Here is an 11,685-nt window from a genome sequence, read left to right on the forward strand (position 1 = left end):
GCAGTTCATATGCGCAACTCATCGCAACTCCTCCGCTCGGGCCTGACCGTGGCAGCCGCCTCCGTTCTTCCCCTCGTCGTGGCCGCCGTTCCGGCCGCCGCGGTCTCGGGGATCTCCGTGAGCACGACCGGGTCCACGGTCTCCGTCACGACCAGCGCGTGCAGCCAACCGGTCAACGGCAGCTTCGGCACCGCCTCGCTGCTGAACAGCAGGCAGTCGAACTTCGCCCAGGGGCGCCAGGTCTCCCTGTCCGGGACGGCCGCACTGCAGTCGGCCGCCTGGTCGGGCGTGAGCGCGGGCACGTACACCGTCATCGTCGTGTGCGCCAACGGCACGACGGCGGGCACGCAGTCGGTCGTCGTCTCGGGTCCCACCCCCACCCGCACGATCTCCGCCACCGCCTCGCCGTCGCGCGGGGTCATGGGCGGCATGGGCGGGGGCGCGAAGGACTACGGCACGCTGACGCTGGTCGGCGGCGGGGCCCTGGTGGGCGCGGGAGCCCTCGCCACCGCCTGGTACCTGCGCCGCAAGTCGAAGCCGTACCGGCTCTGACGCGGCGCCTCGAGCCCTGACGGGTCTCGGGCCCCATCGGTTCACGCCGTGTCGTGACCCGGCAGCTCAGCGAACTCCTCCAGGGCGCGGGTGAGCCAGTGGGTCCAGAAGGTCTCCAGGTCGATCCCCGCGCGCAGCACCAGGTGCCGCAGCCGGTCCTGCGAACTGTCCTTGCCGGGCGGGAAGTCCCGCTTCTCGATCTCCTCGTACTCGGCCAACTGCCGTCGGTGCAGGTCGAGATGGCGCCGCAGGTCGGCCTCGATGCCCTCGGTGCCCACGACGGCCGCGGCGCGCATGCGCAGCAGCAGGGTGTCGCGGTGCGGCCTCGGGTCCTGGGACGCGGCGGTCCAGCGGGCCAGTTCGGCGCGGCCCGCGGGCAGGACCTCGTAGCTCTTCTTCTGCCCGCGGGCCGGCTGTTCGCTCGGCAGCGTGCGGATGAAGCCCTCGGTCTCCAGTTTTCCCAGCTCGCGATAGATCTGCTGATGCGTCGCCGACCAGAAGTAGCCGATCGACTTGTCGAACCGGCGGGTCAGCTCCAGCCCCGAGGACGGCTTTTCGAGCAGGGCGGTGAGGATCGCGTGCGGGAGTGACATGGGCTCATCCTAGGGACGCGCTCGGCCGCCCCTACAGGCTCGCCGCCAGCTCCGTGCCCTGCTTGATGGCCCGCTTGGCGTCCAGTTCGGCGGCCACGTCGGCGCCGCCGATGAGGTGCACGCCGCGGCCCGCGGCGAGCAGTTCCTCGTACAGGTCGCGGCGCGGCTCCTGCCCGGTGCACAGCACGATCGTGTCGACCTCGAGGACCGTGCTCTCCTCACCGACGGTGATGTGCAGTCCGGCGTCGTCGATCCGGTCGTAGCGCACGCCCGGGACCATGGTGACGCCCCGGTGCTTGAGCTCGGTGCGGTGGATCCAGCCGGTGGTCTTGCCGAGGCCGGCGCCGACCTTGCTGGTCTTGCGCTGCAGCAGGTGCACGGTGCGCGGCGGGGCGGGCCGCTCGGGGGCGGCGAGACCGCCCGGTGCGGTGTAGTCCATGTCGACGCCCCAGTGGCGGAAGTACGTCTGAGGGTCCTCGCTCGCCTTGTCGCCGCCGTCGGTGAGGAACTCGGCGACGTCGAAGCCGATGCCGCCCGCGCCGAGGACGGCGACGCGGTCGCCGACAGGGGCGCCGTCGCGCAGGACGTCGAGGTAGCCGACGACGCTCGGGTGGTCGACGCCGGGGATGTCGGGGGTGCGCGGGGTGACGCCGGTGGCGACCACGACCTCGTCGTACGCGGCGAGGTCCTCGGCCGACACCCAGGTGTTCAGCCGTACGTCGACGCCCTGCCAGTCGAGCTGGTGGCGGAAGTAGCGCAGCGTCTCGTCGAACTCCTGCTTGCCCGGCACCTTGCGGGCGACGTTGAGCTGGCCGCCGATCTCGCTCGCGGCGTCGAACAGCGTGACGTCATGGCCGCGTTCGGCCGCGCTCACGGCACAGGCGAGCCCGGCGGGTCCCGCGCCGACCACCGCGACCCGCTTGCGCAGCCGGGTCGGGGAGAGCACCAACTCGGTCTCGTGGCAGGCGCGCGGGTTGACCAGACAGGAGGTGATCTTGCCGCTGAAGGTGTGGTCGAGGCAGGCCTGGTTGCAGCCGATGCAGGTGTTGATGGCCTCGGACTTCCCGGCGGCCGCCTTGGCGACGAAGTCCGGGTCGGCCAGCATCGGACGGGCCATCGACACCATGTCCGCGCAGCCGTCGGCGAGCAACTCCTCGGCCAGTTCCGGGGTGTTGATGCGGTTGGTGGTGACCAGCGGGACCGACACCTCGCCCATCAGCCTCTTGGTGACCCAGGTGTACGCGCCGCGCGGCACCGAGGTGGCGATGGTCGGGATGCGGGCCTCGTGCCAGCCGATGCCGGTGTTGATGATCGTCGCCCCGGCGGCTTCGACGGCCTTGGCGAGTGTGATCACCTCGTCGAGCGTGGAGCCGCCGGGGACGAGGTCCAGCATGGACAGCCGGTAGATGATGATGAAGTCGTCGCCGACGGCCTCGCGCACGCGCCGGACGATCTCGACCGGGAAGCGCATGCGGTTCTCGTACGCGCCGCCCCAGCGGTCGGTGCGCCGGTTGGTCTGCGCGGCGATGAACTCGTTGATCAGGTAGCCCTCGGAGCCCATGATCTCCACGCCGTCGTAGCCGGCCTGCCGGGCGAGACGGGCGGCGCGCGCGTAGTCGTCGATGGTCCGCTCGACGTCGGCGTCGGTGAGCTCGCGGGGCGGGAAGGGGCTGATCGGCGCCTGGAGCGGGCTCGGGGCGACGAGGTCCTGGTGGTAGGCGTACCGGCCGAAGTGCAGGATCTGCATCGCGATCCGGCCGCCCTCGCGGTGCACGGCCTCGGTGATGACCCGGTGCTCCTCGGCCTCCGCCTCGGTGGTGAGCTTGGCGCCGCCCTCGTACGGCCGGCCCTCGTCGTTGGGCGCTATGCCACCGGTGACGATGAGCCCCACTCCTCCGCGGGCACGCTCGGCGTAGAAGGCCGCCATGCGCTCGAAGCCGCGCTCGGCCTCCTCCAGGCCCACGTGCATGGAGCCCATGAGGACGCGGTTGGGCAGCGTGGTGAAGCCCAGGTCGAGCGGGCTCAGCAGGTGCGGGTAACGGCTCATCGGGGCCCTCCGTGCGCGGTGTCGTGCCTGAAGTAGTTGTAGAGGACCGCACAGCGTTTATGCAACTAGTTGCACAAGCGGGCAGGGGTGACCCGCACCACCGTCGGGCACAGTGCCCCCATGAGCCCCTACGCCGACGTCGTCGCCCTCGCCCAGCAGCTGATCCGCCGCCCGAGCCGCGCCGGCATCGACGACTACGGCCCCGTCCTCGCCGTCCTGGAGGACTGGCTCGCGGAGCGTGAGCTGCCGCATCGGCGGTTGTACGAGGAGCAGGGCGGGGTCGTCGGGCTGCTGGTGGAAGTCCCGGGCGGGCGGCCGGGCCCCTGGTGGGCGCTGGACGCCTGCGTGGACACCGCCCCGTACGGCGACGAGGGCGCCTGGTCGTTCCCGCCGGACTGCGGCGAGGTCGCGGGCGGCTGGCTGCGGGGCCGCGGAGCCGCCGACTCCAAGCTGGCCGCGGCGATGTTCTGCCACCTCGCGGCCGAGCTGCACGGCCGCTCCGACGCCCTGCGCGGCGGGCTCGCGGTGCTGCTCGACGTGGACGAGCACACGGGCGGTTTCGGCGGTGCCCGCGCCTACCTGGCCGACCCGGAGGCGGCCCGTCCGGCCGGGGTGATGATCGGCTACCCGGGGCTCGACGAGGTCGTGGTCGGCGGGCGCGGCCTGTGGCGGGCCACGGTCGCGGTGCACGCCGACTCCGGCCACTCCGGGTCCCGGCGTACGACGCCGGGTGCCGTCTCCCGCGCGGCCGAGCTCGTGCGTCTGCTGGACGCCGCCGCGCTTCCGCCCGCGGGCCCGGACTTCCCGCTCCCGCCGAAACTGACGGTGACCTCCTGCCACGGCGGCCAGGGTTTCTCCGTCGTTCCCGGCGTATGCGAGCTGGGCGTCGACATCCGGACCACGCCGGGCTTCGACGCCCACGCCGCCGAACGCCTGGTCCGCGAGGCGGTGACCGAGCTGGACACCCGGCTGCCCGCGCCACGGCCGACCCGGATCACGCCGGTGGCGTCCTGGCCGCCGTACCGCCTCGAAAAGGATCAGCAGCCCGCCGCCGCGCTACTCGACGCCGCCGCCGCGGAGGGGCCGACCGTCCGGGCGAAGACGGCGGGGCCGTCGAACATCGGCAACCTCCTCGCGGGCGAGGGCATCCCGGCCACGGCGGGCTTCGGGGTGCGGTACGAGGGGCTGCACGGCGTGGACGAGCGGGCCTGTCTCGCGGACCTGCCCGCCGTCCACGCCGTCTACCGGCGTGCCGTGTTCACTCTCCTGGGCCTGTGAGGAGCCATGCGCTCCTGGGCCTGTGCGGAGCCACGCGCGCGTGGCGTCACCGGCTCTCCAGCACCACGTGCAGCTCGCGTTCCTGGTCGCCCGACGCGGAGGAGAGATCGTGCACCGTGAACAGGGAGTCCAGCGTCGTACGGAGCCGTTCGATCGCCCAGTAGCCGCCCTGCGCGTCCGCCTCTACGGACGACGAGAGCCGGGCGGGCGGCGGGCACTCGTGCGCGTCCGTGACCTCGAACGTGCCGAGCCACACCATGGGGCGCGTCTCATGGAGCTGCTGCGGCACGTCCTCGGGGCCCCGGTCGGACTCGAAGCACGCGCACAGCGTGTCGAAGACGATCCGGGCATCTTCCTTGCTGCATCCGCTGATCTCGACGGAGACGGGTTCCTCGTGCAGTCGTTCACGGTCCATCGTGATCGCTCCTCTCGTGGCAACACCGCGGTGCCACGGGTTGCCCGCGGAACCGGACCCCAACCCCAAGAAAAGCACCACGGGCGGCGGAGCACTACCGGCGGAACCATCCCGTCCGCGCCTCAGCCTCGCGTGAACCGGTACGTCTTGCTGTCGGTCAGCACACAGAAGCCCGGCGAGAGGACGATCACACGCAGGGTGCCGGTACGGCGGTCGTAGTCGATGCCCTCCGTCTCGAACGCGCCGGAGCAGGAGCTGCGCAGCGGGAGCTGCCGCAGTGCCGTCACATGGCCGGTCACGTCGGAGGTGCCGGGCTCGGCCGAGAGGTCGATCTGGAGCAGCGGCTTGGTCATGCCGAAGAGGGTGCCCGCGGGGTCGTCGGAGGCGCACAGCAGCGTCTTCGCGCCGAGGAAGTCGCAGCCCTGGATGTCACGTACGGCGTGATCGAGCCGGATGCTGGACGTCCAGGGGAGGTTCGCCGACGGTGACGTGCCGGGGTTGACGCCCGGTGTCGGGTGGACCAGCAGCCGGGTCATGGTGCCCCACTCCCCCGAGACCATCCACTGGCCGCCGGGCGTGATGGCGACGAAGGAGTTGTTCAGCGCCTCCCCGGAGCCCAGCGTGTGGACGTACTCCGACCAGCTCCCGTCCGGCGCCTGCACCCGGAACATCTTCGCGGTGCCCGAGTCCGCCTGGTACGGCTCGATGTAGTAGCCGTTGTAGGAGGCGTCCGGGTCGCCCACGTGGTTCCAGCCGCGGCTGCTGACCGAGCCGGGGATGGTGCCGATGCCGGTGTAGCGGTTGGGGCTGTTCGCCGGGACCTCGACGGAGGTCAGACCCTGGCTCTCGGTCAGCGGGTCGGCGCGGTCGGAGCCCACCTCCGTCCAGATGTCGGCGGCCTGCGCGGGCGTCGCGGTGGAGAGCACGGCGGAGCAGGCGAGGGCGACAAGGCCGGTGAGAGCGGCGTGACAACGTTGCCGGGCACGCAGGGCCATGGGAGCGACTCCTTGGGGGGTGGGGTGCGTGTCGGCGGACAGTTTGGCGGCCCGATGTAGTCATGTACAGACCAATAGGCGAACGTGTGCTGTCGGGTCGGCCACAGTCACGCGGCCTCGTGACGGCTTCGGGGGACGTTCCTCGCCGTGTTGAGGGATGGTGGAGGTGAGCGACCGAGGGGGCCGGGAGACGGTTGAACGCGGTAGAACTAGGGGAGTCGGCACGGGGGAACGGCGTGCCGCGACAATGGGCGAAGGCGGTGCGTGGGATGTCTGCAGCCGAACGCCCCGTGCCCGAGGGCGACGAGCCGGTGCACGGGCCCGTGGGGCCGAGCGGTCTGCTCGACGTGCTCGGCGTGGCCTCGGTGGTGCTGGACGTCCAGGGGCGCATCGTGCTGTGGAGTCCCCAGGCCGAGGAGCTGTTCGGCTATCCCGCGCACGAGGCGCTGGGCCAGTACGCCGCCCGGATCATGGTCCACGAACAGCACCTGGACCTCGTCGTCAAGCTGTTCTCCGACGTCATGGAGACCGGTGAGGGCTGGGCCGGCGCCTTCCCCATCCGGCGCAAGGACGGCAGCACGCGACTGGTGGAGTTCCGCAACATGCGGCTGCTCGACGACGAGGGGGACGTCTACGCGCTGGGCCTGTGCGCCGACCAGACGACGGTCCGGCGGCTGGAGCGGGACGTGGCGCTGTCGACGCGGACGATCGCTCAGGCCCCGGTCGGCCTGGCCGTCCTGAACACCGACCTGCGGTACGTCTCGGTCAACGAGGCGCTGGCGCAACTCAACGGCATCCCCGCCGAGGACCACATCGGCCATACGCCGCGCGAGCTGCTGCCGGACATCGATGCCGACGCCATCGAGGCGGCGCTGCGTGAAGTACTGCGGACCGGTGATCCGCTCATCAACCAGCGCATCGTGGGCCGGACACCGGCCGATCCGCACCGGGAGCACTTCTGGTCGATCTCGCTCTACCGGCTGGAGGACACGGCGGGGACGGTGCTGGGCGTGGCCGGCATGGCCGTGGACATCACCGAGCAGCATCAGGCCGCCGTAGCGGCCGAGGAGGCACGCCGGCGCCTGGCTCTGATCGCCGACGCTTCCGCGCGGATCGGCACCACGCTGGACCTGGACCGCACGGCGTACGAGCTGGCCGACGTCGCCGTGCCGGAGCTCGCCGACGTGGCGGCCGTGGATCTGCTGGAAGCCGTGGTGGAGGGCAGACGCAGCAGCCTCGGGCCCACCGAACCGGCGGTGATCCGCGCCCTGGCCGTCCGGGCCGGCCATGTCACGGAGGCCCTGAGCGCCGCCGACCCGCCCGGGCAGGTCGCCCGCTACGGCCCGGAGCGCCTGGTCACCGAGTGCGTGCGCACGGCCAACCCGGTCATGGTGGCGCACGTCGAGGACAAGGACCTGCTGCGTATCGCCCGCTCCCCCGAGGCCGCCGTGCAGCTGGGCCGCGCGGGCGTGCACTCCTATCTGGCGGTGCCGCTGATCGCGCGCGGCGAGGTGCTCGGCGCCCTCGACCTGAAGCGCACCCGCAATCCGCTGCCGTTCAGCGAGGACGATCTGCTGCTCGCCCGTGAACTGGCCGCCCGCGCGGCCGTGCAGATCGACAACGCCCGCTGGTACCAGAACGCCCGTGACACCGCCCTCACCCTGCAGCGCAGCCTGCTGCCCAGCCATCCCGCGGTGACCGGCGGCCTGGAGGTCGCCTCCCGCTACCAGCCCGCGGGCGCCAGCGCCGAGGTCGGCGGGGACTGGTTCGACGTGATTCCGCTGGAGGGCGGCAAGACCGCGCTCGTCGTGGGCGACGTGATGGGCAGCGGCATCGACGCCGCCACGACGATGGGCCGGCTGCGCACCGCGACCCACACGCTGGCCTCCCTCGACCTCGAACCGACCCGGCTCCTGGAGCACCTCGACAAGATCACCGAGGGTCTCGACCACTCGATCGCCACCTGCGTCTACGCCGTCCACGACCCGCACCTGCGGCAGTGCCGGATCGCCAACGCCGGGCATCTGCCACCCGCCCGCGTCCGTCCCGGCCACCCGCCGGAGTTCCTCGAACTGCCCACGGGCGCACCGCTGGGCGTGGGCGGCGTCGCCTTCTCGACGACGACCGTCGACCTGGAGCCCGGCGACCAGCTGGTCTTCTACACGGACGGCCTCGTCGAGACCCGGCAGCACCCGCTCGACGAGCGCCTCGACGCTCTTCTGGAGCTCCTCGACGATCCCCACCGCCCCTTGGAGGAATGCTGCGACCTCCTCCTGCGCACCCTGCACCGGCCGGACAACTCCGACGACGTGGCGCTGCTCATCGCCCGCGTACTGACGCCGAGTTGACGGGTACAGCGCCGACGCGCGGGCTGTGCGGCGGGCGCCCGTTTTTCACAGCTCCTGATTACTTGGGTGTTCACAGCTCCTGATTACTTGGTCCTTACCGTCCGCAACCCACAATCACAGCAAGGCATGGCATGGGGATGCCGGGTGCCGTGACCGAGGGGAGCGAGCGGTGACACACGATCCGGATCAGCGACACAACGCCGGCCCTGAGCCGGCCGGCACGGAGTTCGACGTCCTCACCGGACCGGGCGGTCCGCAGCGCGAACCCGCCCGGGGTGCGGCTCTGCGCGGGCTGTGGCAGCGGCAGTCCGTCCGGGCCCGGGCGGTGACCGCGGCGGCCACGGTCGCCGTCCTCGCCCTCGGCGGCACGGTCGCCTACGCGGCGACGTCCTCGGGGTCGGGCGACGGGGCCACGCCCGCGGCCTCCGGGTCGGCGTCGGCGTCACCGGGCCCCGACGACCCCGGCGGCCGGCACCGCCACGGTATGGGGTTCGGCCTGGGCGGGGGCGGCGTGCACGGCGAGGCGACGGTCAAGGACCCCGACACCGACGAGTGGATCGTACGGACCTGGCAGCGCGGCACCGTCGAGAAGGTCGACGGCGACCAGGTCACCGTCAAGAGCGAGGACGGCGCCGAGTGGACGTGGACCGTCGGCTCGGACACCACCGTCCACCACGACGGGGAGCAGAGCTCCGGCACCGGCGACCTCAAGAAGGGCGAGACCGTCTTCCTGGTCGGCACCCGGTCCGACGACGACACCCGGACGGCCTCCCGCGTGCTCTCGGGCACGTGGGAGGACCGGAAGAAGGATGAGGACGGGAAGAAGGACCGGGGGCCGGACGACTGGCGGGGCAAGGTCCCCGGACCTCGCCACTGGGACTGGCGGGCGCCCGACCCCTCGGAGAGTCCTTCGAAGAGCGGCGCGGCGGCCTGATCAGACCTGATCAAGTCTGATCAGGCCTGGTTTCAAGGCTGGTTGAGGCCGACGACGACGTTCGCGTACAGCTCCTCGGAGACGACCAGACGCGCCGACAGCCCACTGCGGGTGAAGGCCTCCAGGGCCGTCGGCGCCTGGCGTTCGCTCGTCTCGACCAGCAGACAGCCGCCGGATGCCAGCCATCGGGGCGCCTCGGCGGCGACCCGGCGCAGGATGTCCAGCCCGTCCGGACCGCCGTCCAGCGCGACGCGCGGCTCGTGGTCGCGTGCCTCCGCGGGCAGGAGGCCGACTTCTCCGGTGGGTACGTACGGCACGTTCGCGGCGAGGATGCCGACGCGGCCGCGCACGCTGTCGGGCAGTGCCTCGAACAGGTCGCCCGTGTGCACCTGACCGTCGAAGGGCGCCACATTACGGCGGGCGCAGCGCACCGCGACCGGGTCGATGTCGGCGGCGTGCAGCTCGACCCGGCCGAGCGCGGCGGCCAGCGCCGCGCCGACGGCGCCCGAGCCGCAGCACAGGTCCACGACGACGGACGCGTCCGGACAGTGGGCGAGGGCCTGTTCGACCAGGAACTCGGTACGGCGGCGGGGCACGAAGACGCCGGGTTCCACGGCGATGCGCAGCCCGCGGAACTCGGCCCAGCCCAGGACGAGTTCGAGAGGCAGGCCGGTGACGCGGCGGTCCACCATGGCGGCCAGCTCGTCCGGGGTGCGGGCGGCGGCCAGGATCAACCGGGCCTCGTCCTCGGCGAAGACACAGCCGGCGGTGCGCAGTGCGATCACGACGGCGTCGCGTGAGAGCGGCGAGGGGGAAGAGGGCGAAGGCGAGGAAGAAGACAGAGGGGGCATGGAGGCCGAGAGCCTTTCGGAAGCCGAAGGGTGCTCCCGCGGTCGCGCCTACTGGCGGTGGTCCGCGCCGATGCGAGGTGAGAGCACCCGACCTGACACAGCGGTAATGGGTCTCACCTCCCGGGCTCCGTGACACCGGGACTGTCCCGGCCGGACGGCTACCCTACCCCAACGATCACTAGGGCTTCCGGCCACGTACGGTTGAATGAACAGGTACTGATCACGCTCGACCCGCGGGCCGTCGCCTACGGCGGCCTGGAGGCATCTCCCGCATGAACGTCACCCGAGGCTTCACCGGACGCCCACGCGTCCAGAACGCCGCACTGCCGCCCGGCCAGTACGACGCGGGCGACGACTGGCCCGTCCTCTCCGCCGAAGTCACGCCCGAGCTGACGCCCGCCGAGTGGTCCTTCCGCATCGACGGTCTCGTCGAGGAGCCGCGCACCTGGAGCTGGGAGGAAGCGCATGAGCTGCCGGCGTCGGTGTACCAGGGCGACATCCACTGCGTGACGAGCTGGTCGAAGTTCGGCGTGCGGTTCGGGGGCGTGTCGCTGGACGCCTTCCTCAATGTGGTCCGGCCCCATGTGTCCGCCACACATGCGGTCGCCTATGCGCACACCGGATACACCACGAACCTGCCGCTCGCCGACCTGACCGGCGGGCGGGCCTGGATCGCCTGGGACTACGACGGTGAGCCGCTCGCTCCCGAGCACGGTGGCCCGGCACGGCTGCTGGTGCCGCACCTGTACTTCTGGAAGAGCGCCAAGTGGATCGCGGGCCTGAGGATCCTCGACCACGACGAGCCGGGGTTCTGGGAGCAGAACGGCTACCACGCCCGCGGCAACCCCTGGGAGGAGCAGCGGTACTCCGGTGACTGAGGCAAGCGCACTGACCGAAACGACCGGGACGACCGGGACGACTCCGGGTTTCACTCCCCCGACCCGCTTCGCCGTGCCCGGCCGGATCGCTGTCGGCAATCGGACCGCCGCGGCGTGGCAGACCGCCACGATCACCGAGATCCGCCGCGAGACCCCGTACGCCGCGACCTTCCGGCTCGCGGTGCCCGCCTGGGCGGGCCATCTGCCCGGCCAGCACCTGATGCTGCGGCTGACCGCCGAGGACGGCTATGTGGCCCAGCGCCACTACTCGATCGCGTCCGCGCCGGACGACTCCGGGCACATCGAGCTGACCCTCGACCACGTCGAGGACGGTGAGGTGTCCGGCTGGTTCCATACGGTCGCCGAGCCCGGTGACACGGTCGAGGTCCGCGGCCCGCTCAGCGGCTTCTTCGCCTGGCCCGGGAACCGGCCCGCGCTGCTGGTCGGCGCCGGATCCGGGGTCGTACCGCTGATGTCGATGGTGCGGCACCACCGGGCGCGGGGGCTGGACGTGCCGCTGCGGCTGCTGGTGTCGGCACGCAGCCCCGAGGAGCTGATCTACGCGCGGGAGTACGGCGCGGAGACGACGCCCGTGTTCACGCGGAGCGCGCCGGAAGGTGTGCCGGTGGGACGTATGGCCGCCGCACATGTGGAACCCCTCCTGGCCGAGCAGCCTCCTGGTGGGTGGGAGGCCTATGTGTGCGGCTCCAACGGATTCGCGGAGCATGCCTCGCGGCTGCTCGTGGCGGCAGGTCAGCCCGTGGACCGCATCCGGATCGAGCGCTTCGGCTGAT

General features: G+C 71.9%; 11 protein-coding genes. 6 read left to right on the forward strand and 5 right to left on the reverse strand.

Translation table 11 applies throughout. The features are described 5' to 3' along the window. The first annotated feature begins 9 nt into the window (after positions 1-9). Positions 10-552, forward strand: a complete 543-nt coding sequence (locus ACQEV2_RS02275; RefSeq protein ID WP_433035907.1) for a hypothetical protein — start codon at positions 10-12, stop codon at positions 550-552. Positions 553-593: 41 nt separating this feature from the next. Here ACQEV2_RS02275 and ACQEV2_RS02280 read toward each other — a convergent pair whose 3' ends face one another. Beyond that, entirely contained in the window at positions 594-1,145 is a 552-nt protein-coding gene (locus tag ACQEV2_RS02280; RefSeq protein WP_433035910.1) for a PadR family transcriptional regulator, read from the reverse strand. Between the two features lie 31 nt (positions 1,146-1,176). After that, entirely contained in the window at positions 1,177-3,192 is a 2,016-nt protein-coding gene (locus ACQEV2_RS02285) for an FAD-dependent oxidoreductase (protein ID WP_433035913.1), read from the reverse strand. A gap of 120 nt (positions 3,193-3,312) precedes the next feature. On the opposite strand from ACQEV2_RS02285, the gene ACQEV2_RS02290 reads away from it, so the two are divergent. Continuing rightward, positions 3,313-4,470 (forward strand): M20 family metallopeptidase, encoded by a 1,158-nt coding sequence (locus tag ACQEV2_RS02290; RefSeq protein ID WP_433035916.1) that lies wholly within the window; start codon positions 3,313-3,315, stop codon positions 4,468-4,470. 46 nt (positions 4,471-4,516) lie between these two features. On the opposite strand, the gene ACQEV2_RS02295 is transcribed toward ACQEV2_RS02290, so the two are convergent. Both ACQEV2_RS02295 and ACQEV2_RS02300 read right to left on the reverse strand, forming a co-directional pair. Next, a complete protein-coding gene (locus ACQEV2_RS02295; RefSeq protein WP_433035919.1) occupies positions 4,517-4,885 on the reverse strand; it encodes a hypothetical protein in 369 nt (122 codons plus the stop codon). 122 nt (positions 4,886-5,007) lie between these two features. Then, the gene (locus ACQEV2_RS02300) at positions 5,008-5,880 is read right to left on the reverse strand and encodes a hypothetical protein (RefSeq protein WP_433035922.1); all 873 of its coding nucleotides are present in this window, start codon (positions 5,878-5,880) and stop codon (positions 5,008-5,010) included. Positions 5,881-6,149: 269 nt separating this feature from the next. Here ACQEV2_RS02300 and ACQEV2_RS02305 point away from each other — a divergent pair, with 269 nt between their 5' ends. Both ACQEV2_RS02305 and ACQEV2_RS02310 read left to right on the forward strand, forming a co-directional pair. After that, positions 6,150-8,228 (forward strand): SpoIIE family protein phosphatase, encoded by a 2,079-nt coding sequence (locus tag ACQEV2_RS02305; protein ID WP_433035925.1) that lies wholly within the window; start codon positions 6,150-6,152, stop codon positions 8,226-8,228. A 169-nt stretch (positions 8,229-8,397) separates the two neighbouring features. Further along, the gene (locus tag ACQEV2_RS02310; RefSeq protein WP_433035928.1) at positions 8,398-9,162 is read left to right on the forward strand and encodes a hypothetical protein; all 765 of its coding nucleotides are present in this window, start codon (positions 8,398-8,400) and stop codon (positions 9,160-9,162) included. Between the two features lie 32 nt (positions 9,163-9,194). Here the strand turns inward: ACQEV2_RS02310 and ACQEV2_RS02315 are convergent, their stop codons facing one another. Then, positions 9,195-10,013: a putative protein N(5)-glutamine methyltransferase gene (locus tag ACQEV2_RS02315; protein WP_433035931.1), complete on the reverse strand. Its 819-nt coding sequence runs from the start codon at positions 10,011-10,013 to the stop codon at positions 9,195-9,197. Between the two features lie 272 nt (positions 10,014-10,285). Here ACQEV2_RS02315 and ACQEV2_RS02320 point away from each other — a divergent pair, with 272 nt between their 5' ends. Next, positions 10,286-10,891: a sulfite oxidase-like oxidoreductase gene (locus tag ACQEV2_RS02320; RefSeq protein ID WP_433035934.1), complete on the forward strand. Its 606-nt coding sequence runs from the start codon at positions 10,286-10,288 to the stop codon at positions 10,889-10,891. A 10-nt stretch (positions 10,892-10,901) separates the two neighbouring features. Continuing rightward, on the forward strand, positions 10,902-11,684 hold the full coding sequence (locus ACQEV2_RS02325) for a ferredoxin reductase (RefSeq protein WP_433054140.1): 783 nt from the start codon (positions 10,902-10,904) through the stop codon (positions 11,682-11,684). Position 11,685: the final 1 nt, after the last annotated feature.

The organism is Streptomyces sp. CA-251387 (genome assembly GCF_050936625.1).
Taxonomy (GTDB): domain Bacteria; phylum Actinomycetota; class Actinomycetes; order Streptomycetales; family Streptomycetaceae; genus Streptomyces.

Coding starts and splice junctions, on each gene's coding strand:
- ACQEV2_RS02295 (WP_433035919.1), bottom strand. CDS start 4,885: ATGGACCGTGAACGACTGCACGAGGAACCCGTCTCCGTCGAGATCAGC.
- ACQEV2_RS02290 (WP_433035916.1), top strand. CDS start 3,313: ATGAGCCCCTACGCCGACGTCGTCGCCCTCGCCCAGCAGCTGATCCGC.
- ACQEV2_RS02285 (WP_433035913.1), bottom strand. CDS start 3,192: ATGAGCCGTTACCCGCACCTGCTGAGCCCGCTCGACCTGGGCTTCACC.
- ACQEV2_RS02280 (WP_433035910.1), bottom strand. CDS start 1,145: ATGTCACTCCCGCACGCGATCCTCACCGCCCTGCTCGAAAAGCCGTCC.
- ACQEV2_RS02275 (WP_433035907.1), top strand. CDS start 10: ATGCGCAACTCATCGCAACTCCTCCGCTCGGGCCTGACCGTGGCAGCC.
- ACQEV2_RS02305 (WP_433035925.1), top strand. CDS start 6,150: ATGTCTGCAGCCGAACGCCCCGTGCCCGAGGGCGACGAGCCGGTGCAC.
- ACQEV2_RS02320 (WP_433035934.1), top strand. CDS start 10,286: ATGAACGTCACCCGAGGCTTCACCGGACGCCCACGCGTCCAGAACGCC.
- ACQEV2_RS02315 (WP_433035931.1), bottom strand. CDS start 10,013: ATGCCCCCTCTGTCTTCTTCCTCGCCTTCGCCCTCTTCCCCCTCGCCG.
- ACQEV2_RS02300 (WP_433035922.1), bottom strand. CDS start 5,880: ATGGCCCTGCGTGCCCGGCAACGTTGTCACGCCGCTCTCACCGGCCTT.